Genomic DNA, 23,006 nt, shown 5'->3' on the forward strand with positions numbered 1-23,006 from the left:
CAGTCTTTTTTAGATTATTCACTTTCTTCTTCGATTCCTTTGTCTTCTAAAATCATTTCAATATAAGCTTTAGCGACATTTTCTGCTATCAAGTTTTGATATTGGGTCTGCGAAAGATCGTGGCATTCTGAGTAATTGCTCATATAGCCTGCTTCAAACAACAAGGCCGGAATCGTTTGCTGACTCACGACATAAAGAGGATATTGTTCTACATAGACTACGCCGCGATCATATTCCCAGCCGGCTTCGTCCAGGTTTTGAGCAATCAAGCGAGAAACATCATAAGAGAAAGCATCGTCTTGGCGGATGTACGATTCATAACCGTACAAGCTCGTATCTTCATTTGAATTCATATGAATGCTCAGATAATAGTCGGCATTGTTTTCGGAAGCATATTCCACTCGAGCCTTTAAATCTTCCGCTTCTTCTTCGGGCCAAGATATTTCATCGCTGTCCCTGGTATAGATCACTTCGATGCGAGGCTCGTTTTCTTCGATATAGTCTCCGATCGCTAAAGCAATAGCTAGATTGATCTCTTTTTCGGCTGTACCATCAGCTCCGATCGTTCCGCCATCGTAGCCTCCGTGACCTGGATCGATACAGAGGGTGGCAACCTTTTCAACAGGCAAAATCGAATCGATTTTTCCGCCGGAAAAAACAAAGGAGATGATGAGAACCAATACCAGTCCGCAAGCAAGGATCCCGCAAGCAATCTTGACCCAAGGACGTAATTTGTATCTTTTTTGTTTGTTCGTTTTTATCATGTTGGTAGTATACCACAAATCGATAAAACCGCATATTTTTCACATTTTCTCACACAAAATGCAGATTTATTCAAAGATCGCAGTTCCGATTCGAACCATATTGGCTCCATGTTCGATGGCAATCTTATAATCATGGCTCATGCCCATCGACAAGGTATCGATCGTCGGATAGATTGTTTTCATGGTTTTATATAACGTATGCATGTTTTCAAATTCTTCAGCAACCAGATTCATATCGTCAGTATGGGTCGCCACACACATAAAACCGCGCACCCGGATATGCGGATATGCTTGCAGCGATTTTAAAAATTCTTCGGCTTCTTCATAAGGAAGACCCGTCTTCATCGGATCGTTTGAGATTTTGATTTGGACCAGCACATCTTGGATCAAATCTTGGCGAGCCGCATATTTTTCAATCTCTTTGGCCAGCTTCAGGGAATCTAGAGATTCGATCAAATCTACTTTTCCTATAATGTATTTTACTTTATTTGTTTGCAGATGACCGATGATGTGCCAAGTATAGGCAGGGTCGTATTTATCGATAAATTCTTGTACGCGGTTTTCTCCAAAAACACGAAGACCGGCTTTGGCCACTTCTTCAATTTGCTCTTTGGTCCGTTTCTTAGAAACAGCGACAACTTGTACGTCTTTTAAAGTCTTTAATGATTCAATCAATTCATGATTCATGAAAATTCCTTCTTTCCCAAAAGTATTATAATTCTTTCTTTCTCGGAAAGACAATGGATTATGGTATAATGCTTGCGATTGGTGATAGATATGAAGCATGGTTTTTTTATAACACTAGAAGGAAACGACGGAGCCGGCAAGACAACCGTGGCCTTAGGTTTAAAAAAAGAATTAGAAAGACGCGGCTATGAAGCCGTTTATACTAGAGAACCGGGAGGTTCAAAGATTGCGGAAAAAATCCGAGATATTTTATTGAATGATACGCAAGAGAGCATGGATGCCCGCACAGAAGCTTTGTTGTTTGCGGCCAGCCGCCGTCAACATCTCAAACAGATCGTGATACCGGCTCTTGAAGAAAACAAGATCGTTCTCTGTGATCGCTTTGTGGATTCCAGCTTAGCTTATCAAGGCGTTGCCCGAGAGCTGGGATTGGAAGAAGTTTGGAAGATCAACCAGTTTGCGATCGAGAACTGTATGCCGCAGCTGACTCTATTTTTAAAGGTGTCCATCGAGACCGGGCAAAAACGTATGAATATTCGCGGAGAAAAAAATCGTCTGGATCGGGAACAAGATTCATTTCATCAAAAAGTACGGGAAGGCTATGACCTTCTAATTCAGAAGTTTCCGGAAAGGATCCAAGTGATCGATGCGGAACCGGATCCGCAAACGGTTTTGGAATCTTGTGTAAAAACTGTGCTGAAAGGAATAGAAGCGCATGGATAAAGAACAGCTGAAAAAAGAGCAGCCGGTTGTTTATCGTACGTTGTCGAACGCTTTGAAACAAGATCGTCTGGCCCATGCGGTTTTATTGACCGGGCCCAAAGGGGCTCCAAAGACAAAGACAGCTTTACTGCTGGCGCAAAGTTTAGTTTGTGAACATACAGATGAAGATGGCTTTGCCTGTCAGGCGTGTTCGGCATGTCAGAGGATCCAAAAAGAAGAAGCTATTGATTTTCGCTGGATCCATGGCGACCAGGCACGAATCAAAAAAAAGGAGATCTTGGAACTCCAGGAATTCTTTGAATCGACCAGCGTGGAAAGAGCAAACCGAAGGATCTATTTTCTGGAACAGTTTGATCATGCGACCCCCGATGCGGCGAACTCTCTGTTAAAATTTCTGGAAGAACCGGCACCGGGCATTTTTGCGATTTTAAGTGCGGATGAAAAATCCAATGTATTGCCGACGATCCAGTCGCGTTGCCAATGGATCCCGTTTCGTCCAGCTTCTTCGAAACGATTGGAAACACAGTTTTTAGAGTGGACCGATCCGGAAAGTGCAAGCATGCTGGCGCATCACGGGTATACAATCGAAAAGGCGCAGGCGGCTTTGGCCGATGATGATTTTGAATTCATTCATCGCGAAGCCAAAGATTACGTGATGCATTGTGAACAGATGCCGAAGATCTTGTATATGCAAAGAAATGTCTTTGTGCCGAAAGGCAATCGCATGACCAAGGAAAAAATCCTCTGGTTTTTAGATTGGGTGCTTTTCTATTTTCAAAAAGGAGAAAGAAAGATTTCTCTACAAAAACAAGTGGCGATTCGCGAGATCTTGATTGAATCGGCAGATCAAATACAGCGGCCGGTTGAACTCGCCTTGTTTTTAGATAAAATATATAATCAGATAAGAAAGGTCGTGATTTCTTGAAAAACCAAGAAAAATCAAACGAGAATCGTGAATATAAATATATCGTCTATGTGCAATTTGAGGGATCCAAAAAGGCATATACATTTGGATCCAATCTGTCATATAAACAAGGAGATCATGTTGTCGTGGAGACAGTCCGCGGCAAAGAATTGGGGCAAGTTTGTCTGGACAGTCAGCCTTTTGATTCAGATGAAGTCAAAGGATCGATCAAACCCGTGATTCGTCTGGCGACAGAATACGATGTGATGCAGAAAAAGGACAATGTTGAAAAAGCTAAAAATGCGATGAAGATCTGCCATGAGTGCATTGCCGATCTCGGCTTGGATATGCACTTGATCAGCGGGGAATACACGCTGGATCGCTCGAAGGTCATCTTTACTTATGTCAGTGATGAACGCGTTGATTTCCGTCAGCTTTTAAAAGATCTTGCCAGTCATTTACATTGTCGCATCGAATTAAGACAAGTGGGGCCAAGAAATAAAGCTAAAATGGTTGGCGGTCTGGGAAATTGCGGGATGGAAACTTGCTGTTCTCGGTTTTTAAGTGATTTTGAAGCCGTCTCCATCAATATGGCAAAAAACCAGCTGCTGGCTTTGAACATCCAGAAACTGAGCGGACAATGCGGAAAGCTGATGTGCTGCCTGCGTTATGAGAATGAAGAATACACACGCTTACGCGAAGGGCTGCCGAAGATCAATTCGCAGATCACGTTTGAAGAGTCTCGCTATAAGATCACGGCGATGAATGTGCTTCAAAAACAAGCCAAGCTTGAAAACAAAGAAGAAGTTCGCTTTGTATCTTTTGATGAACTGTGGCCAGATAGGAACAAAAAGAATGAGAAGACAAAAAAGCTTTCAAAATAACCAGCCGACTCTCTATTTAGTGCCTACACCGATCGGCAATCTGCAGGAGATGACACCGCGGGCCTTGGAGATCTTAAACCAGGTCGATGTGATCGCGGCCGAAGATACCCGAAATACGCATAAGCTTTGTCAGGCGTATGGGATCCAAAAGCCGCTGATCTCGCATCATGAACACAACCAGGCCGCCAGCATCCCTGAGATCTTACATCTTCTCGAGCAGGGCAAACAAGTGGCTGTTGTCAGTGATGCCGGATATCCGTTAGTTTCCGATCCGGGACAGCGGCTTGTCAAAGAAGTCATCGAGAAAGATTTCAATGTCGTTTCTTTATCGGGGGCCAATGCGGCGACCAATGCCTTGGTTGCCAGCGGTTTATCGACTGAGCATTACTTGTTTTATGGCTTTCTTGACCACAAAAGCAGCCGGCGAAAAAAACAGCTGGAAGAACTCAAGGATTTTCCATATACGATGATCTTTTATGAAGCACCGCACCGAATCGAAGACATGCTGCAGGATTGTCTGGACATCTTGGGCAATCGAAATATTGTGCTGGCCAGAGAACTGACGAAAATCTATGAGGAATATCTGCGAGGATCGATCCAGGAGGTCTTGGAGATTGCTTCTTCTCTCAAAGGGGAAATGGTTGTTTTGATCGAAGGAAAGAAATCAGAAACAAAATCCTTTGATCTGGAAGAGGCGCTCAAACAAGTCCAGGCTCTGGTCGAGGAAGGCGTGAAAACCAAAGAGGCCATCAAACAAGTGGCACAAAAGATGAATGGTTCGAAAAATGAACTGTATGAAGCGTATCATAAACAATCTTGATCTTGCGAAAGCAGGATCTTTTTTTGTTGAGGGATGGAAAAATGCATTTTTTGACACTAAAACGGGGTGGAAAAATGCAACTTTTGGGGTCAAAACAGGGTGGAAAAATGCAATTTTAGATTAAAACGTGTTATCATAAAGACGGTGATGAACGATGTTGTACAGAAAAATTGAGTGTGAGCTGAAGTCTTGGCTAGACAGTAGTAAAAAAGCGATTTTGATCGATGGCGCCAGACAAGTGGGGAAATCAACGATAGTTCTTCAATTTTTGAAAGCACAAAATCAAGAATTTGTATGTTTTGATTTGATTAAAGATAAAAATGTTTTAGATGCGTTTAACACATCTTCCAATGCGGATCAATTATTGCTTCGGCTCTCGGCTCTTTCTTCTAAGCCGTTAAATCCAGGAAAAACAATTATTTTTATCGATGAGGCACAGGAAGCAAAGGATGCGATCACACCGATCAAATATCTCGTAAAGGACCAGAGATATCGCTATGTGGTTTCTGGTTCTTTGTTGGGGATCAAAATGAAAGATGTACAATCGATCCCGATTGGATATATGTCGGTGGTGCAGATGTATCCGTTGGATTTTGAAGAATTTTCCCTGGCAAACGGAGTAAATCCAAACATTATTTCTTATTTGGAAACTTGTTTTGAAACCCGAGAAACAGTGGATGTGCAAATCCATAAACAGATGTTGGAGCTGTTTAATCTCTATTTGATCATTGGGGGAATGCCCGAGGCGGTACAAGAATTTGTGAATTCCCATAATATTGCCAGAGTACAAAGTATCTTGGCAGATATAGATCAAAACTATCAAATGGATATTTCTAAATATGATAAAGAAGAAAAGCTTTTGATCGAAGATATTTACAAACTGATCCCCAGTGAATTAAATGCTCAGAACAAGCGATTTATTTTAAAAGAGTTGAATCAGAATGCACGATTTTATCAATATGACAGTTCGTTTGTCTGGTTGATCAACAGCGGTGTTGGATTGTTTACGTACAATGTGGATAATCCGGTATACCCGTTGTTGGCCAGCAAAGAAAGGACTCTGTTCAAACTGTTTTTATGCGATGTCGGTTTGTTATGCAGTAAATTGTATGGAGAAACGGTGATCAAAATTTTGAATGGGGAGACAAATGTAAATTTCGGAGCCATATATGAATCGGTTGTTGCTCAAGAACTCACAGCTCACGGTTTTCCGTTGTTTTACCACAACAATAAGAAGCGGGGAGAAGTTGATTTTTTGATCGAACAAGAAGATCAGGTGGTTCCCATTGAGGTCAAGAGCGGGAAAGATTATAAACGACACAGTGCTTTGACCAATATGCTGCAGGATCCATCTTTACAGATCGAAAAAGCATATATATTGAATAATGACAATATACAGGTGCAAGATCGAAAGATCTATTTACCAGTCTATATGGTCATGTTTATCAAAAAAAAGAAAGAAAGAGAAGATACGATTTATGTTCCTGATCTTTCAAAACTTCGATAAAATAAGATATATAGTCGTTTGCGAGGGATGATCATGAAGAAGTGGTATAAGTATGTGTTAGATGCGGCGATGGTTGCCGCAGTACTGGTCTGCAGTGCATGTGCGAACGCTCCGGCAGCAGACCCGAACCCGGAACCGGTCGAGGGGGATCAACCGAAAAATTTGGAAGAGATTACCATACCGGCTTCGATATTTGAGTTCGCAAACTCTGATATCGACGATAACTTTGAAGAGTTCAGCGAGTATTGTTACAGCGTAGAGCGGGATGGAAATGATCTGATCCTGGGAGTGACTCCGTCCCAAAAAGAAGAGCTCATAGAAATGTACTCAGATTCCATTGACGATGTGCTAGAAAAAATGACGGAAGAAGAACAGGGATATTATGTGGAGACAGACAAGGATCACAGCCGTTTCGTCTATCATTACGATGAAAATATTGACGGTGTTCTGCAGGCGAAGATGCTGCTGACGATCACGACCTCGGACGTTTTGATCGGGATCCTGGAGACGAAAGATCCGAACTGGAATGTACAGGCAAAGATCACGAACTGTCATACCGGGCTGACGATCGGTGAAACGACATTTCCAGAGGGAAGTATGACTTTCGGGCCGGATGAATGGAAGGCCAGCTATGATGACGGGGCATGGCTCCAAACAAAACAAGCAGAAGTCATGGCCATGACAGGCCTTAGCGGACCTTATGAAGAATTGACGGATACTCAGAAAGGGGTTGTCACTTCTGTGGGGCAGATGATGGATTGGATCGAAGGAAAATACGGACAGTCATTCCATTACCTGTCCTATGCGCCAGGGGATGCGACCGAGCAGGAGCATCTGAAAGTTTATCCGGAACAGGGGGATGAATCCGATGTTGTCACTGTGTATCGCACGTATGAAAATGGGCTTTACCAGTATGAAGATGATTACGGATCCATTCTGACTCGTCCTGCTTATGAAGAACAGGTTCAATCCTTTGCGCAGCAGGTTCTGCCTTCTGAAGGAATAAAGATTTATACCGAAGTGAAGAGCGGCGAGGCAAAAGAAGGATCGGTTTTGAATCAAGTTTCTGCCGTGACATATATTTTTATGAATGACGATCTGTGTGCAGAAGAGTATGAAACCTTTCTAGAGGCGGTACCGGATTGGCTTACAGAAAACTGTCAGGGCGTACCGGCCGGGATCTATTTGCGCATGGCAAAGTCCGAAGCATGGCAATCGATCGACCGATCGAATTACGAGGATATGCTTCGGGAAGATATCTATACCAAAGAGGCAGAGTGCGCCATCTCGGGCAGCGGAAAAGTGACAGTGAATTAACCAAGAGGAGAAGCACCATGCGGAAACTTTTATCACTAATGGTATGTTGCACCTTAATATGTGGCCTGAGCGGGTGTGCCGGATCATCCAATGAGTTTCGGTCCGATGAAGAATTGGCAGATGAAATGATCGAAAACATCATCGACTGCGCAGAAAAGGAAGATGCCCAGGCACTGACCGGATTATTTTCGCAATATACCAAGGAGAGTACATTCAATTTAACGGAGCAGGCAGAAGATTTCCTGGATTTTTTTCAAGGAGAATGTGAAGACTGGAAAGGAAATGCGAGTTCACATCAAAAAAGTGAATATGGAAAAATCGTCTGGCGAGAATTGAGAGGACAGTATTCCGTTACTACCGATCATGCACAATACAAAATCGCCTATGTTTATATTCCTTTTGACAGAGAAGAACCAGAGAAAGAAGGACTAACCGCAGTAGAGATCACTACGGAAGAAACATTTAATGAAGAGGATTTCCTTTGGAGTTTGGATCAGAAGCCGGGGATCTATGTGTCAGAAGGCAAGGAAGAGACGTTCTTAGAACGAAGACTGCTTTCTCCAGAAGAGATGATCCAAAAGGCGGGGCTGACAGAAGAACAGGTTCGCGGCATCGATCTCGAAGAGTTTATTCAAGATTTTGACATCACCGAAAAAGATGTGGATACCCTCAATATCCCTTTGCTTCTGGAAGAATATGAACCAGAATACAAAGGCAGGTCACTGGATGTCAGCGATCTTCTGGAGGACGACATCGAAAACCGGTCATCGGATTTTACCGAGAATGTCATCGCCATCGCCTTTATGGAAAATAAGAATACAAGCACAGAATGTGTCTATTATGATTTATTAGGCGAAAAACGATATCAAGCTTCTGATGTGGATCTCTTTGAGAATCTGTATCAGACACAGGGCGGATATTATACAAACGGACAGAAGATCGTTCAGGCACTGGATGAGTACGGCGTTTTCAGCTGGGAATCCAAAACGGAAAAAGAGAATCTCGCAGATCCTCAATCCATGGTGCTGGTTGTAGAATATGATGATGGAACTCTGTTTCGTGTAAAGGCGTCTGGTTTACTTTCACAGGTGCTGCCAGAGGAGTATGCAAAAGTAAGAGATTTGCTTCTGTCAGGAGAGTAGATACTATGAACAAAAGTTTTGAAGATGAATTTCTAGAGGTGCAGATACAAATTATTTCCTTATGTATCGAATTTGCGGAAAACAGGGCCGACAAGATTTATGCCTATGGATCTATCGAAGAACACAGTCTTTCTTTTAATGCATTTTTCAACATTGACGGCAAGATCAAAACCACAAATCAGATCGTAACGGATACAGATGCGATATGGGATTTTCTAGATCTTGGACAATCGGATCTGGAGAAGTTCAACCCAATATGCACTCGCTATGGAAAACCGGTTCCTACCGAATTAAAAATGATCTATGACTGTAAAAGCGGTACAATGGACGCAAAATATAAATATGAAAGTATCTGTTCCGCAAAGACAGGAGTCGATGCCAGTGAAATTTTTATGGAGTGGCTAGATTTAGAAAAAATAAAACAACATTGCGAGAAAGTGAACCAGATTCTTCGTTTGGATGATCGTGTCGCAAAAAGTGCGAAAAAAATAATGGATGTGATGGTGCAGATCCAGTCTTGCGATACGATCGATGAGCTTCCTGACGTTGACTGGACCAGCATGGTGCGCTGTTTTGTTGACGAAACAACGGATTATCAAAATCCTGCACTCTTTGAAATCGATAAAATCCGAAACCTGTCAGCCGGTCTTAAAGGGAAGCTATGAAACAATTAAGAAAAACAGAATGGCAAAGAGGATACCCGATCAAGAAAAATCTGGCTCTGTGTGCGTGGGGCTTGATGGGGCTTGCCGGGGTTGCCGGAATCGTAGCGCACCCGAAGAATCTTCCATCGATGGCAGCGTGTGTTCTTGCGCTGGCGGGCGCTGTCCTCACACTGCCGCGCTTGTTCAAATACTATAGAACCACATATCATAGTCTGCCCGCTTTAAATCAATACCTTGCGAAAAAGGAACAAGAGGCGCTGATTGAACACGAAAATTTTGAAACAATCACAGAGCCGCTGCAGCGGATCGATTTTGCCGAAAGCGCGCACTGGCTTCGGATCCATGGAAGATATGTTCCGAAAGAACTGGTCATTGGGGGAGGGGCTGAAGTCACCGGCAATATCATGAATCGGGATACGACCCCGGTGATTTTCCTATATGTAACGGGGGATGTGGTTAAAATTGATCTGGGGGTGCAGGTCAGTGCTCCGAAAATCCGGGAACTGAACGCCTATCTCTGGTCTTGTTACCGCATTTTTCCGGGGCAGGCCGGCAGAATAAAGACAGAAGAACTCTGCGGGATATGTAAGGAAGTTTATACAGAATATCTGAAAGAAAAAGAACCGCAAAGACAAAGCGAGGTTCTTATGGATCTTATAGAAGATGCGCAGGAACTGCGGGAAAAATGTATCACGAGAATGCCGTCTTATTTGAAAAAGGTTGATGAAAGTGCATGGTGGAACGCAAAGACAAGAAAGAAAATGGAACAATGGAAAACAGAGCGGGAGAATCCATGATGAGTGAAATAAAGTTTAAGGTCTTGAAAGATGGCAATACAATGAAATATATTCCGGTGATCAAAAAAATGCGGAACGGTTCTCTTTCTGAAATCAGAGAACGCTTAAACAACAATGGTTATGTGGATACATGCCCCATCGAAAATATAGACGGACTGCGGCAAATGAACGATCTGATTGAAGAACTGCGGAAAAAAGGGGCACAAATCAACTTGTATGAGAATGACAGAATGGTAGAACAGGAATTCTTGAAAAATATCATTGAATCGCATTTTGATACAGAAAGGGTTCTGCAGGAAATAGATGATAAGGTTATTGAACAAGATTGGAGCGAAAACGATGAGGATCACAAACATTTTTGATGCCGTAAGAGATGGAACTTACTTTGACTTTATGGATTTTTATTCCGGAAATCCGAATTTGTTCAATAAGTATGCAGGGATGAGTTTGCTTCAATTGGCTGTTGTCAATGATCGTTGCCCAGATGAAAAAATCAAAATGATTCAATTTTTGATCGATGAGGGAGCCGATGTCAACTTTCTCAGTCCCAAGGATCAAAGAAATGCGCTGCATATCTTTTATTTTTCGGTACTTCGGCCCCAGCCGCAGTATATGTACAAAGTAACGCAGCTTCTGATGGATGCCGGGGTGGATATCAACCAAAAAGATAAATATGGCGCCATACCGCTGCAATATGCGATCACTGTCGTAAAACAACCGACCGAGGCAATCTTGCCGGTAGTTCAAGTTTTGATGGATCACGGTTCCCATATCCATGAAAAAGACAGCTTTGGCAAAACGTGTTTAGATTATGCCCGGGAATTTTCGTGGAGAAAGGATTTGATTCCTTTGATGGAAGGAAAGAATACATTCTAGAAGATGATGAAAAAAATTAATAAAGTTGAGATCCTGCTCGTGATTCTTGTATTGATCGTGATTGCGGCTGGTCTGCTTCTGCCGAAAACAGGAGAACTGGTACTGCTGGATGAATTTTGTGATCTATCAGTTATATGGATCGTTTGTGCTTATCTGGTCATGCGGGTGGTGCGAAACAGGACTTTGCTGTCGGCTTCCAGAAAGGCTCTGGGAGCAGGCGTTGTTATCGTGTGTTTTGCTTTAGCGCTCTGGTTTTCTAAGGATCTGGTGCTTGATTTGTCGTCAGGTTCGCAAACGGTTGAATTAACGGATATACAAGTCAGCGAATCTTTGGCACATACGGGAATTTTTTCGCACCATTATTATCTGACTGGTTCTGATAATGAGGATGAAACTCTTCGATTAGAAATTTCGGGCGAAGACTATGGCAGGCTGCAACAGGGTCAAACCGTAAGGGTCGAGTACTATAAACATACGAGGCGGATCGTGAAGGTGGATTGAAAAGAAGTAGATTTATTTTTGGTTTTATGCTAAATTTTTTTCCTAAAGAAATAAAAGCGACAAATTGAAATGAGGAATGGAAATGAAAAAGATTGGAATCACAACGTCACAGATGATCATGGTGGATCCTTCGCTTTGCGGAAATAAAAAGACGAGTGTCAATACAAGTTACGTTCAGTCCATCCAGGAAACGGGCGCTTTACCGGTCTTGATTCCTTGTGTTTTATCAAGATGGGAAATGGAACAGTATGTTTCCATGTGCGACGGCTTTCTGTTGACGGGAGGCATGGACATTGCGCCTGTTTTATATGGAGCTATGCCGCAGCGTTGCGGGACCTTTGATTATGAGGTCGACGTATGTTTGTTGGAATTTGTAAAATTGGCTCTGGAAAGCCATAAGCCGATCTTGGGAATTTGCCGAGGGATGCAGATGGTCAATATTGCCTTGGGCGGTACTTTGATCCAAGACATTCCGGCCCGATCCGGGATCGACCATTCCTTTGATTATGATGGTAATATCGTTCACAGTGTAAAACTGGAGGCTGATGGTGATTTTAATAAGCTTTTCGAAGTGGATTCGCTTTTGGTCAACAGTCTTCATCATCAGGCGATCGATGCATTGGCAGAAGGTTTGAAAGCTGAAGCTTTTGCTCCGGATGGTGTGATTGAAGGAATATCTGGGCCAAATCTGATAGGGGTGCAGTGGCATCCGGAATTGATGCGGGAAATCGATCCTTTGATGAAGCGGTTGTTTGAATGGCTGGTGAATCATTAAAATGTGCAAAGGGAAATAAAAAATGCACATTGTATTGTTCTGAAACTTCATGTAAAATAGCGGTGCAGGAAGTTTTTTTGGAGGTCTTACTTATGGTCTTAAGAAGATTTACAAAACTGAAGAACATGGACTGTTTTAAGCGTGCCTAGATGGGACGCTTTTTTTAATGAAAGAGAGGATGACAGGTATGAAAAAACGTGTTTTGATCGTGATGGGATCACGCAGTGATCTTCCCAGCATGGAAGGCTGCATGAAGCAGCTGGATGATTTTGGAGTGGATTATTCGGTTCGTGTATTGAGTGCACATCGCACGCCTAACGAAGTGATCGAATTAAGCAAGAATGCCGTGGATAACGGAATTCAGGTAATTATTGCCGCTGCCGGAGGAGCTGCTCATTTGGCGGGAGTGCTGGCAAGTTCAACCCCATTACCGGTCATTGGAATTCCGATCCAGACCAGCGCATTAGGAGGATTGGATTCTTTGTTGTCTACAGTGCAGATGCCGCAGGGAGTACCTGTCGCTACGGTTGCCATTGGCAAAGCCGGTGCTCGTAATGCAGCGATTTTGGCTTGTCAGATGATGGGGCTGGCAGATCCGGATCTTCAACAAAAAATCGTTGATTTTAAAAAGGCGCAGGCTGAAAAAGTATTGGCAGATTCTGTAGTAGAGTAGGAGAAAAAGATGAACACACGCTTATTCGTTAGAAAAAAAGAACAGTTTCAAGTAGAAAGCCGGTCTCTGTGCAATGAGCTGAAACAGTCTTTAGGGCTGGGGGACGATTTTGGCCTGGTACAATACAACATCTACGATATCTTTGATGCGGATACGAAGGATATTGAGTTGTTGAAGACCAATGTCTGCAGTGAGATCGTGACTGATGAGGTCTTAGATGCCGTGGATTTAGAGGGCAGGACGTATTTGGCTTATGAATATTTGCCGGGACAATACGATCAAAGAGCAGACAGCGCGATGCAGTGTCTGATGCTTCTCAACAACAAGCAGACTGTACAGATCCATTCGGGAACACTGTTGGTGTTTGAAGGCAGTTTGAGCCCAGAAAAACTGGATCAGATCACACATTATCTGGTCAATCCGGTGGAAGCTCGCGTTAAGGATTTGAGTGTTTTGGAAAATGATCAGGATGTGGAAGTAACGCCTGTTCCGGTATTGGAAGGGTTTACGACATTATCGAAAGAAGATTTGGAAGCTTTGCGCCAAAAAGAAGGATTGGCAATGAGCTTTGAGGATATTGAACATGTGCAGGCGTATTTTCGCGATGAAGAAAAACGCGACTGTACAATGACGGAATTAAAAGTTCTGGATACGTATTGGTCCGATCATTGTCGTCATACGACTTTTGAAACAGTTTTGGATTCAGTGGATTTTAAATTATCTACATTACAGGAACAGCTGCAGGAATCGTATGCGCGGTATTGTCAAATGCGCGAAGAAGTGCATGGAAACCGCAAAGAAAAAACATTGATGGATATGGCGACGATCGCTGGTAAATATTTACGCAAGCACGGTAAACTGGAAGACTTGGAAATCAGCGATGAAATCAACGCGTGCTCTATCGAGATCAAGGTGGATGTCGATGGAAAAGATGAGAACTGGCTTTTGATGTTTAAAAATGAAACACATAATCACCCGACGGAAATCGAACCATTTGGGGGAGCTTCTACTTGTATCGGGGGAGCGATTCGTGACCCGTTATCGGGGCGCAGCTATGTGTATCAGGCAATGCGTATCACGGGAGCCGGCGATATCACAAAACCGATCGATCAGACGATGGAACATAAATTGCCGCAGTCTAAGATCTCAAAAACGGCGGCCCATGGTTATTCCAGCTATGGAAATCAGATTGGTCTGGCAACGACATTTGTCGAAGAGATCTTTGATGAAGGCTATGTCGCCAAACGTATGGAAGTCGGTGCAGTAGTCGGAGCAGCACCAAAGAGTCATGTAAAACGGGAAAAACCGCTGCCGGGCGATATCATTGTCTTGATTGGAGGTGCCACTGGCCGTGATGGTATCGGAGGTGCCACCGGATCGAGCAAGGAACATAATGAAACTTCTTTGGAGAAATGTTCTAGCGAAGTACAAAAGGGCAATGCCTTGATAGAACGTAAGCTGCAGCGCTTGTTCAGAAATCCGGCTTGCACGAAGCTGATCAAAAAGGCTAATGATTTTGGAGCTGGCGGTGTCAGTGTTGCGGTCGGAGAACTGGCTGATGGACTGGATATCGATCTGGATGCGGTTCCTGTGAAATACCAGGGATTGGATGGGACAGAACTTGCCATCAGTGAATCACAGGAACGCATGGCTTGTCTGATTGCAGCTGAGGATTTTGAAAAATTCAAGGCCGAAGCGCACAAAGAAAACTTAGAGGCGATCAAAGTGGCTCAAGTAACGGATACCAATCGTCTGGTGATGCGTTTTCGAGGACGCACGATCGTTGATATGTCTCGCGCTTTCTTAGATACCAACGGGGTTCGTCAGCATCAGCGTGTGGAAGTAGTAGACAGCACATATGCGGATCAGCCGTTTGAAAAAAGTGAAACGACACTTGTTGAAACATTGAAGGATCCCAATGTAGCTTGTCAGATTGGCTTGAGTGAGATGTTTGATGCATCGATTGGGAAATCAACGGTATTGATGCCTTTTGGCGGTTTCTATCAGTTGACGCCGGAAGAAGGCTCTGTACAGAAATTGCCGGTACATGGCATGACGAATACTTGTTCTTTGATGACGTATGGATATGATCCTAAACTGACGAAGTATTCCCCATATCTGGGGGCCAGCTATTCGGTCGTTGAAGCGTTGGCCAAGATCACGGCTTTGGGTGCGGATTATAAGACTTGTCGTCTGTCCAATCAGGAATATTTTGAGCATTTAGGAAAAGATGCTGCTAAATGGGGAAATCCGATGCAGGCGCTGCTGGGTCTGATCGATGCTCAGATGGCTTTTGAAACTCCAAGTATCGGGGGAAAAGACAGCATGTCCGGAACGTATAAAGATATTCATGTTCCGCCGACATTGATCACGTTTGCGGTAACGACGGCCAAGACAAACGATATTGTTTCGGCTTCGTTCAAGCAGCCGGCCAATTATGTCTATCTGATCAAACACACACCAAAAGAAAATCATTTGCCGGACTATGAACAGTTAAAAGATAATTTTGAAACGGTGCATCGTTATATGCAGGAAGGCAAGATCGTGGCTGCCAGTGCCGTGAAGTTTGGCGGTATCGGTTATGCCGTTGCCAAGATGGCTTTTGGAAATAAATATGGCGTTGCCATTGATACAACGGAAGATCTCTATGGATTTGGCATTGGTTCGCTGGTTGTGGAAACAACGGAAACGATCCAGGATCCGCATTTCACTTTGTTAGGAATCACTAATGACACTTCCAAGATCGTCTTGAATCAAGAATGTGTTACGGTAGAGGAAGCGTTGTCGGCTTGGATGGAGCGCTATAACGATATTTATCCGGTGCGCACAGATCTGGGGGGCGAGGTTCTTTCGACTCCGTTGACAAAGGCCGAGCCGGTACAGTCAGAAGTGGTTGTTGAAAAACCGGTTGTCGTGATTCCGGTCTTCCCGGGACAGAACTGTGAATATGACACGGCACAGAAATTTGAACGGGCCGGAGCCCAGGTGCGTCAAGTTGTTATCAACAACTTAACGGTAGAAAATCTTCAACAAAGCATTGATACGCTGGCAAACGAGATTTCGAAAGCGCAGATCCTGATGTTAGTCGGTGGCTTCTCCAGCGGAGATGAACCAGATGGTTCAGGTAAATTTATTGCCAACGCTTTGCGCAATCCGAAGATCTGGGCGGCGATCCAGGAAATGCGTTCTCATGAAGGGCTGATCTTGGGAATTTGTAATGGATTCCAGGCTTTGATCAAGTCGGGCTTGTTGCCATATGGAGATATTGAAAAACTGGATGCTTCGAGTCCGACTTTATTCAGAAACAATATCAACCGGCATGTTTCGCATATTGCACGTACGCGCATCACTTCGAATCGGTCACCGTGGCTTTCTTCGATGGAACCGGGGCATCTTTACAGTGTTGCCATGAGTCATGGGGAAGGTAAATTTGTCGCCAACGACAAGGTCGTGAAACAATTGATTGAAAACGGACAAGTCGCTACGCAATATGTCAATGAGATCGGTTTGCCGACAATGGATGGTTTAGATAATATCAATGGTTCGACCATGGCCATTGAGGGAATCTTGAGTGAAGATGGTCATATCTTCGGTAAGATGGGACATAGCGAACGTTATGAAGAGGGCTTGTTCCAGAATATCGCCGGGGATAAAGATCAAGATATCTTTGCCAATGGAGTGCGTTTCTTTACGCATAAATAAAGGAGAGATCAAAGATGGATTATAAAAAAGCGGGAGTCGATATTGAAGCGGGTTACCGTTCTGTGGAATTGATGAAAAAACACGTGAAGGAAACCATGCGCCCAGAGGTTTTGGGTGGCTTGGGCGGTTTTGCCGGTGCTTTTGATTTGTCCAAGATCAAAGAGATGGAGGAACCGGTGTTATTATCGGGAACGGATGGCTGCGGAACCAAGGTCAAATTGGCGTTTGTGATGGATAAACACGATACGATCGGAATCGATGCAGTGGCCATGTGTGTCAATGATATTGCCTGTGCAGGCGGTGAACCTTTGTTCTTTTTGGATTATATCGCTTGTGGAAAGAACATTCCGGAAAAGATCGCAACGATCGTCAGCGGAGTTGCACAAGGATGTAAACAGAGTGAATGTGCTCTGATTGGCGGAGAGACGGCTGAGCATCCGGGGCTGATGCCGGTGGATGAATATGACTTGGCCGGGTTTGCGGTTGGAGTCGTGGACAAAAAAGATCTGATCGATGGCTCCGGGATCAAAGAGGGCGATGTCTTGGTGGGAATTGCCTCGAGCGGTGTGCATTCCAATGGCTTTAGCCTGGTGCGTTCGGTCTTTGAAATGAGCGAAGAATCTTTGAATACGTATTATGATGAATTAGAAAAAACATTGGGTGAAGCACTGATCGCGCCTACGCGCATCTATGTCAAAGCGCTGAAGAATGTTAAACAAGCGGGCGTAACCATCAAGGGTTGTTCGCATATCACTGGTGGCGGTTTCTATGAAAATGTTCCTAGAATGTTGCCGGAAAATGCGAAAGCGATCATTGAAAAGAACAGTTATCCGATTCCAAAGATCTTTGATCTGATCGCTCAAAAAGGAAATGTCGAAGAAACGATGATGTATAACACCTTCAATATGGGTCTGGGCATGGTGATTGCCTTGGATCCTAGTGATGTAAAAACGGCTATGAAGGCCATTGAAGCAGCGGGGGATGCTTGTTATGTCGTAGGAAAGATCGTTTTGGGCGAAAAAGGAGTCGAGCTATGTTAAGACTTGCCGTTCTGATTTCCGGGGGCGGTACGGATCTGCAGTCGATTATCGATGCACATCAAAGAAATGAGATCGATTGTGAGATGGCGCTGGTCGTTTCGAATCGCGAAAGTGCTTATGGTTTAGAAAGGGCGAAGAAGGCAGGAATTTCAACGGCTGTGATCAAGGATCAAAAAGAATTGTTGGAAAAACTGCGGGAAGAAAGAATCGATTTTATTGTCTTGGCTGGATACTTGGCTATTTTAGGAAAAGAATTGATCCAGGCTTATCCCAATAAGATCATCAATATCCATCCTTCTTTGATTCCGTCTTTTTGCGGGCCGGGAATGTATGGACTACATGTGCATGAGGCGGCGTTAAAAAAGGGTGTCAAAGTAAGCGGCGCGACCGTACACTTTGTATCGGAGGAAGTCGATGGCGGTCCTATTATTTATCAGGAAGCGGTATCGATTGCGGATTTGGATGATGCCGGTGCTATCCAACAAAGAGTGCTGGAGGTCGAACACAGGATTTTACCGATGGTGGTTTCTTATTATTGTCAAGGCAAGATCAAGATTGAGAAAGGAAGAGTGCGCATTATATGAAAAGAGCGTTAGTGAGTGTATCCGATAAAACCGGATTGGTGGAATTTGTCAAAGGATTGGTTGAACAGGGGTTTGAGATCATTTCAACCGGAGGAACAAAAAAGGCTTTGGAAGAGGCTGGACTTTCTCCGATCGGGATCAGTGATGTGACGGGATTCCCGGAAATCATGGATGGGCGCGTTAAGACGTTGCATCCGAAAGTGCATGGTGCGCTTCTTTGTGTAAGAGATAATCCAAGTCATGTGGCGCAGTTAAAAGAATTGGGCATCGAATATATTGACTTGGTCTGTGTCAATTTATATCCATTCAAAGAAACGGTGCAAAAACCGAGTGTCAGCCATGAAGAGATCATTGAAAATATTGATATCGGCGGGCCGAGCATGTTGCGAAGTGCATCGAAAAATTATAAGAGCGTAACGGTTGTCTGTGATCCGAAAGACTATGAAAAGGTATTAGAAGAAATCAAGGAGCATGGGGATACGACGCCGGAAACAAGAGAATTGTTGGCGGCCAAGGTTTTCCGTCATACGGCTCGCTATGATGCGATGATCGCGGATTATCTGACAAAGAAAACGAACAATGAATTCCCGGAAAGTCTGACGATTACTTTTGATAAGGTGCAGGATCTTCGCTATGGAGAAAATCCGCATCAGAAAGCGGCTTTCTATAAAGGAATGAATCCGCAGTATTCGTTGGCGAATGCCAAACAGCTGCATGGAAAAGAGCTTTCCTATAACAATATCCAAGATGGCAATGCTGCAATCGAGATCTTAAAGGATTTTGAGGGACAGTGTGCTGCCGTTGGTTTGAAACATATGAATCCGTGTGGAGTCGGTATCGGTGATTCTATTGAAGCGGCTTGGGATAAGGCGTATGAAGCAGATCCGGTCAGCATCTTTGGCGGTATCGTGGCTTTTAACGGAAAAGTCGAGGCCAGCTTGGCAGAAAAGCTTTCGAAGATCTTCTTGGAGATCATCATTGCGCCTGAATTCAGCGATGAAGCTTTAGAAATCTTAACAAGAAAGAAAAACATTCGTCTGATGCAGCTCGATACGACATTATCTGTCAATACGGCTTTGAAATATACCAATGTCAACGATGGGTTGTTGGTACAGGAAATGGATCAGCACCAGATCAAAGAAGAGGATCTGCGCTGTGTGACGAATCGCAAACCAACGCCGGAAGAGATCAAACAGTTATTGTTTGGCTGGAAGGTCGTAAAACATGTGAAATCCAATGCGATCGTCTTAGTCAAAGATAATATGACCATTGGAGTAGGGGCTGGCCAGATGAACCGTGTTGGTTCGGCTAAGATTGCCATCGAACAAGCGGGAGAAAAAGCCCAGGGTTCGGTTATGGCCAGCGATGCCTTTTTCCCGATGCCGGACACTGTAGAAGAAGCAATCAAAGCCGGTGTTACGGCAATCATCCAGCCGGGGGGCTCTATCCGTGACCAGGACAGCATCGATGTCTGCAATGAGCATGGTATTGCGATGGTTTATACCGGAATCCGTCATTTTAAACATTAATATGGAACAGAGACCAGTCTTAACTGGTCTTTTTTCTTGTACAGAAAATGAATTATGTTAAAATTATGTGTAAGATAGGTTCACAATATCTGCCACAGATTGTGACAGGCCCATTTTATAAAGTATTATTTCTCTGAGCATTTATTTTTTTACTACAAAAGATAACTGCTTTATAACTTTTATGTCAAATTATAACCACTTTATAACATGGCATAAGATGCATGTACATATAGATTTAAGGAAAAGGAGGAGTATGTATGTCAAAGCATTGGAAGCGGTTTGCGGCCGTCGTTGTCTCATTGACTATGGCATTCCAGTTCTGTGTGAATGATTTCTATGCATATGCGGAAACTACAACACCAGAGACTGCAGAACAGACACCGGCGGATCAGTCACAAACCCCAGCTGAGCCAACAGAAAGCACAGAGCCTGCGCCGGAAGCGGAAACAGACACAACAGATCCAGCGCAAACACCGGCAGAAGACACGGCTTCAGAACAAGAATCACAAGATTCAGATCCGGCTCAGGGACAGACACCAGTGAATGAAGAAGAGCAGCCGCAAGAACAAGAAGAAGCTGCATCCACTTTGAAGCTGGAGTTCAAGGATGAAGAAGGAAATACACTGAAGACGGTGGATCCTATCGCACTTACGGGGAAAACTGTAGGTCAACCAATCAGTCTTGCAGAAGTTAGTGTCGATACCAATATCGAAGGATATACACTGGTAGACATCAAAGATAAGAACGATAGTACGAAGGACTACAATGCGAACAGTGTAGAATTCACATTGACCAAGAATGTAACTGAATTACAACTGGTCTACAGAGCGAATCCAAAAGAGGGAGAGACCCAACCGGCTGAGGGAAACAACACAAACACAACAGAAGATTCTCAGCAGGGTGAGGAAGACTCTGAGGATGACTCAGAAGAAGCAGACACCAAGGATGAGGAGACTGAAGAGCCAGTAGAAGAAGAACCAAAGGAAGAGGTAGACATGCCGGAAATGACTCTGTCTGCTGTAGCAAGCGATGGAGCAATCGTAACGGTCATGGTACCAGAAGGATCTTTACCAGAGGGTTCAAGTGTACAGGTGGAATCAGTGGAATCGGATTCTGTTGCACAGACAGTGGAAGCTGTATTGAACGAAGAGAATCAGACTCTGACTGACTACAAAGCTTATGACATTACAATCTTGGACAAAGATGGAAATGAGATCCAACCAGAAAAGAATGTGCAGGTCTCTATTACAGGCGCACAGGTATCTGGTGAAACGAAGAGCATATTCCATATCGATGACAGTCAGGCAGTTGAAAAGGTATCTGAAACAACTGTAGCCAACACTTCTATGTTTAGTGCCAGTGGTTTCTCTATCTATGTAGTGACTGGATCTGAAAAGAATCATGGAACTGGAGATGGTCAGTCCGAAAATAATACTTTTAAACTGAAAAAGAACGAAAGTATTACAGTAGAGGAACAAAATATACCTTATGGTGGATCTTGGGCCATCGAAAAGGGATCGGAGTTTATTGAATTATCAAATAAATCTTCTGGTAGTCGTCGCAGTAATCCAAGTGTAAAAATTGCCGGTAGAGCTGAAGGGACTGCTATTGTAAAATATTCATGGCATTCCATAACAAGTCGTTTTTATATTGAGGTTAGTGATGAATTTGAGTATGAAGTAACTTTCCATGCTAACGGCGGACAAGGAAATCCAGTAGTTAGAAGAACAACGTTAGGTGCTATTTCGTTGCCAACAGCTGATGATTTAGGATTTACTCGTGAAGGTTATACTTTTGTAGGATGGTCCACTGATGCGGGAGATAATTCAAACGCAATGACATTTGGCCCAGGGCAATCTTATCCAGATGATGCTAAAGAAAATACAGAAGACTTTTTGAAGGAAGATACTACACTGTATGCGGTTTGGTTAGAAAATGAAGGTGATGAGAGTGTTTTCGCAGAATACTTTATCAGAACTGATGGAGAGATTCCGTATGAGCCAGATGCAGATATAGGTGGTGGTGGAGTAGGTTATTTGCCGGGTGGTTGTGGCTCTGGAATGCAAGGAACAATTCGTCATTCAGTTTCAATCACAAATGATTCTGAACTGGTATCAGCAAATTTAGGCGAAGTGCCATCAAATGAAACAATTCTTAGAGCAATTGATAACTATAATAGAACACACGGTACAAATGTAGAGTATAATCCAAAAACTGATGTTATAGAATGGTATGTAATAAAAAAGAGTGGAGGTCATTATCATGTAGATGGTGTAATTAAATCAAAAGAAAAATATTGGGTAAGATATGATTCTAATGGAGGTCAATCCAATGTTCCTAGAGCCACTCAGCATTATGCAGAAGATAATGTACAGGTTGATTTTACTGTTACACCAATAAAACCTGGTTATAACTTTTTAGGATGGGATACAAATGAAGAAGCAACGGATCCTATCTATAAGAGTGGCGGAACAGATAGTTTTACAATGCCGAGTAATAACGTGACGTTGTACGCTATATGGGAAGAAAAAAATAGTGTGACAATAACATATAAAGCAATTGGAGAAGGGACAGTTGAAAACAAAGATATTCACAATGAATCGCTAAATCCCGAGACTGGAACAGCCCAAGGCGCTACAGCAAAAGCAAACACAGGTTATAAGTTTGTTGGATGGTTTGATAACGAAAAATGTGAAGGGAATCCAATTTGGACGGACGAAAAATTTATTCCAGATAAACCTAAAGATGGATGGGTTGCTGAAGCCTATTATGCAAGATTTGTAGAAGATGAAACGCAATGGTTTGATGTCACTTATACCGTAAAAGGAAATGGAACATTAGACGGAAAAGCCGAATATACCCATATCCTGACGGGAACGGAATGGAGTGAAGTAGCGGCACCTACACCAGTACCGAACACAGGCTATAAATTTGTTGGATGGTATGAAAACGGTAAGAAAGTGGAAGAATTCCCAGAAACTGTCACAGCGGATCATACCTATGTAGCAAATTTTGAAGAAGATGAAACGCAATGGTTTGATGTCACTTATACCGTAAAAGGAAATGGAACATTAGACGGAAAAGCCGAATATACCCATATCCTGACGGGAACGGAA

Annotated in this window: 22 protein-coding genes; 20 read left to right on the plus strand and 2 right to left on the minus strand. The window is 43.4% G+C overall.

The annotated features are described in order from the left end of the window. Positions 1-14 precede the first annotated feature (14 nt). Positions 15-764: an N-acetylmuramoyl-L-alanine amidase gene (locus HNQ43_RS02360; RefSeq protein ID WP_183374404.1), complete on the minus strand. Its 750-nt coding sequence runs from the start codon at positions 762-764 to the stop codon at positions 15-17. 66 nt (positions 765-830) lie between these two features. After that, complete coding sequence (locus HNQ43_RS02365) at positions 831-1,451, minus strand: YggS family pyridoxal phosphate-dependent enzyme (RefSeq protein ID WP_183374406.1); 621 nt, start codon at positions 1,449-1,451, stop codon at positions 831-833. Positions 1,452-1,541: 90 nt separating this feature from the next. On the opposite strand from HNQ43_RS02365, the gene tmk reads away from it, so the two are divergent. The 20 genes from tmk to HNQ43_RS02465 form a co-directional block, all read left to right on the plus strand. Further along, positions 1,542-2,174, plus strand: coding sequence for a dTMP kinase (gene tmk, locus HNQ43_RS02370; protein ID WP_183374408.1), 633 nt, complete (start codon positions 1,542-1,544; stop codon positions 2,172-2,174). Further along, positions 2,167-3,099, plus strand: a complete 933-nt coding sequence (locus HNQ43_RS02375) for a hypothetical protein (protein WP_183374410.1) — start codon at positions 2,167-2,169, stop codon at positions 3,097-3,099. The genes tmk and HNQ43_RS02375 overlap by 8 nt, the downstream gene beginning before the upstream one ends. Beyond that, positions 3,096-3,962: a regulatory iron-sulfur-containing complex subunit RicT gene (ricT, locus tag HNQ43_RS02380; RefSeq protein WP_183374412.1), complete on the plus strand. Its 867-nt coding sequence runs from the start codon at positions 3,096-3,098 to the stop codon at positions 3,960-3,962. The genes HNQ43_RS02375 and ricT overlap by 4 nt, the downstream gene beginning before the upstream one ends. After that, entirely contained in the window at positions 3,934-4,782 is an 849-nt protein-coding gene (rsmI, locus tag HNQ43_RS02385) for a 16S rRNA (cytidine(1402)-2'-O)-methyltransferase (RefSeq protein ID WP_183374414.1), read from the plus strand. The genes ricT and rsmI overlap by 29 nt, the downstream gene beginning before the upstream one ends. After that, complete coding sequence (locus tag HNQ43_RS02390; RefSeq protein WP_183374416.1) at positions 4,757-4,906, plus strand: hypothetical protein; 150 nt, start codon at positions 4,757-4,759, stop codon at positions 4,904-4,906. Before rsmI ends, HNQ43_RS02390 begins: the two co-directional genes overlap by 26 nt. A gap of 30 nt (positions 4,907-4,936) precedes the next feature. Beyond that, positions 4,937-6,289: an ATP-binding protein gene (locus HNQ43_RS02395; protein ID WP_221247978.1), complete on the plus strand. Its 1,353-nt coding sequence runs from the start codon at positions 4,937-4,939 to the stop codon at positions 6,287-6,289. Between the two features lie 33 nt (positions 6,290-6,322). Further along, positions 6,323-7,606: a hypothetical protein gene (locus HNQ43_RS02400; RefSeq protein WP_183374417.1), complete on the plus strand. Its 1,284-nt coding sequence runs from the start codon at positions 6,323-6,325 to the stop codon at positions 7,604-7,606. Positions 7,607-7,623: 17 nt separating this feature from the next. Next, entirely contained in the window at positions 7,624-8,748 is a 1,125-nt protein-coding gene (locus HNQ43_RS02405) for a DUF5104 domain-containing protein (protein ID WP_183374419.1), read from the plus strand. 5 nt (positions 8,749-8,753) lie between these two features. Then, positions 8,754-9,413, plus strand: coding sequence for a hypothetical protein (locus HNQ43_RS02410; RefSeq protein ID WP_183374421.1), 660 nt, complete (start codon positions 8,754-8,756; stop codon positions 9,411-9,413). Continuing rightward, a complete protein-coding gene (locus tag HNQ43_RS02415; RefSeq protein ID WP_183374423.1) occupies positions 9,410-10,210 on the plus strand; it encodes a hypothetical protein in 801 nt (266 codons plus the stop codon). The genes HNQ43_RS02410 and HNQ43_RS02415 overlap by 4 nt, the downstream gene beginning before the upstream one ends. Further along, a complete protein-coding gene (locus HNQ43_RS02420) occupies positions 10,183-10,572 on the plus strand; it encodes a Rossmann-fold NAD(P)-binding domain-containing protein (RefSeq protein ID WP_183374425.1) in 390 nt (129 codons plus the stop codon). Before HNQ43_RS02415 ends, HNQ43_RS02420 begins: the two co-directional genes overlap by 28 nt. Next, entirely contained in the window at positions 10,550-11,086 is a 537-nt protein-coding gene (locus tag HNQ43_RS02425; RefSeq protein WP_183374426.1) for an ankyrin repeat domain-containing protein, read from the plus strand. The genes HNQ43_RS02420 and HNQ43_RS02425 overlap by 23 nt, the downstream gene beginning before the upstream one ends. 3 nt (positions 11,087-11,089) lie before the next feature. Continuing rightward, a complete protein-coding gene (locus HNQ43_RS02430) occupies positions 11,090-11,587 on the plus strand; it encodes a hypothetical protein (protein WP_183374427.1) in 498 nt (165 codons plus the stop codon). Positions 11,588-11,669: 82 nt separating this feature from the next. Then, positions 11,670-12,362, plus strand: coding sequence for a gamma-glutamyl-gamma-aminobutyrate hydrolase family protein (locus tag HNQ43_RS02435; RefSeq protein WP_183374428.1), 693 nt, complete (start codon positions 11,670-11,672; stop codon positions 12,360-12,362). Positions 12,363-12,540: 178 nt separating this feature from the next. After that, positions 12,541-13,035, plus strand: coding sequence for a 5-(carboxyamino)imidazole ribonucleotide mutase (gene purE / locus HNQ43_RS02440; RefSeq protein WP_183374446.1), 495 nt, complete (start codon positions 12,541-12,543; stop codon positions 13,033-13,035). Between the two features lie 9 nt (positions 13,036-13,044). Further along, positions 13,045-16,737: a phosphoribosylformylglycinamidine synthase gene (locus HNQ43_RS02445; protein ID WP_183374429.1), complete on the plus strand. Its 3,693-nt coding sequence runs from the start codon at positions 13,045-13,047 to the stop codon at positions 16,735-16,737. Between the two features lie 14 nt (positions 16,738-16,751). Beyond that, a complete protein-coding gene (gene purM, locus HNQ43_RS02450) occupies positions 16,752-17,777 on the plus strand; it encodes a phosphoribosylformylglycinamidine cyclo-ligase (RefSeq protein ID WP_183374430.1) in 1,026 nt (341 codons plus the stop codon). Continuing rightward, the gene (gene purN / locus HNQ43_RS02455) at positions 17,771-18,361 is read left to right on the plus strand and encodes a phosphoribosylglycinamide formyltransferase (protein ID WP_183374431.1); all 591 of its coding nucleotides are present in this window, start codon (positions 17,771-17,773) and stop codon (positions 18,359-18,361) included. Before purM ends, purN begins: the two co-directional genes overlap by 7 nt. Continuing rightward, positions 18,358-19,890: a bifunctional phosphoribosylaminoimidazolecarboxamide formyltransferase/IMP cyclohydrolase gene (purH, locus tag HNQ43_RS02460; RefSeq protein ID WP_183374432.1), complete on the plus strand. Its 1,533-nt coding sequence runs from the start codon at positions 18,358-18,360 to the stop codon at positions 19,888-19,890. The genes purN and purH overlap by 4 nt, the downstream gene beginning before the upstream one ends. 257 nt (positions 19,891-20,147) lie before the next feature. Beyond that, a partial coding sequence (locus HNQ43_RS02465) for an InlB B-repeat-containing protein (RefSeq protein WP_183374434.1) occupies positions 20,148-23,006 on the plus strand: 2,859 nt, incomplete at its 3' end.

The organism is Faecalicoccus acidiformans, assembly GCF_014202635.1.
GTDB lineage: Bacteria > Bacillota_I > Bacilli_A > Erysipelotrichales > Erysipelotrichaceae > Faecalicoccus > Faecalicoccus acidiformans.

Bases quoted from the DNA above. Each gene is read 5' to 3' on its own strand.
- HNQ43_RS02395 (WP_221247978.1), top strand. From the start codon at position 4,937: ATGTTGTACAGAAAAATTGAGTGTGAGCTGAAGTCTTGGCTAGACAGT.
- HNQ43_RS02365 (WP_183374406.1), bottom strand. From the start codon at position 1,451: ATGAATCATGAATTGATTGAATCATTAAAGACTTTAAAAGACGTACAA.
- purH (WP_183374432.1), top strand. From the start codon at position 18,358: ATGAAAAGAGCGTTAGTGAGTGTATCCGATAAAACCGGATTGGTGGAA.
- purM (WP_183374430.1), top strand. From the start codon at position 16,752: ATGGATTATAAAAAAGCGGGAGTCGATATTGAAGCGGGTTACCGTTCT.
- rsmI (WP_183374414.1), top strand. From the start codon at position 3,934: ATGAGAAGACAAAAAAGCTTTCAAAATAACCAGCCGACTCTCTATTTA.
- HNQ43_RS02425 (WP_183374426.1), top strand. From the start codon at position 10,550: ATGAGGATCACAAACATTTTTGATGCCGTAAGAGATGGAACTTACTTT.
- tmk (WP_183374408.1), top strand. From the start codon at position 1,542: ATGAAGCATGGTTTTTTTATAACACTAGAAGGAAACGACGGAGCCGGC.
- HNQ43_RS02435 (WP_183374428.1), top strand. From the start codon at position 11,670: ATGAAAAAGATTGGAATCACAACGTCACAGATGATCATGGTGGATCCT.
- HNQ43_RS02420 (WP_183374425.1), top strand. From the start codon at position 10,183: ATGGAAAACAGAGCGGGAGAATCCATGATGAGTGAAATAAAGTTTAAG.
- HNQ43_RS02430 (WP_183374427.1), top strand. From the start codon at position 11,090: ATGATGAAAAAAATTAATAAAGTTGAGATCCTGCTCGTGATTCTTGTA.
- HNQ43_RS02445 (WP_183374429.1), top strand. From the start codon at position 13,045: ATGAACACACGCTTATTCGTTAGAAAAAAAGAACAGTTTCAAGTAGAA.
- HNQ43_RS02415 (WP_183374423.1), top strand. From the start codon at position 9,410: ATGAAACAATTAAGAAAAACAGAATGGCAAAGAGGATACCCGATCAAG.
- purE (WP_183374446.1), top strand. From the start codon at position 12,541: ATGACAGGTATGAAAAAACGTGTTTTGATCGTGATGGGATCACGCAGT.
- HNQ43_RS02390 (WP_183374416.1), top strand. From the start codon at position 4,757: ATGAAGCGTATCATAAACAATCTTGATCTTGCGAAAGCAGGATCTTTT.
- HNQ43_RS02405 (WP_183374419.1), top strand. From the start codon at position 7,624: ATGCGGAAACTTTTATCACTAATGGTATGTTGCACCTTAATATGTGGC.
- HNQ43_RS02410 (WP_183374421.1), top strand. From the start codon at position 8,754: ATGAACAAAAGTTTTGAAGATGAATTTCTAGAGGTGCAGATACAAATT.
- HNQ43_RS02400 (WP_183374417.1), top strand. From the start codon at position 6,323: ATGAAGAAGTGGTATAAGTATGTGTTAGATGCGGCGATGGTTGCCGCA.
- HNQ43_RS02375 (WP_183374410.1), top strand. From the start codon at position 2,167: ATGGATAAAGAACAGCTGAAAAAAGAGCAGCCGGTTGTTTATCGTACG.
- HNQ43_RS02360 (WP_183374404.1), bottom strand. From the start codon at position 764: ATGATAAAAACGAACAAACAAAAAAGATACAAATTACGTCCTTGGGTC.
- purN (WP_183374431.1), top strand. From the start codon at position 17,771: ATGTTAAGACTTGCCGTTCTGATTTCCGGGGGCGGTACGGATCTGCAG.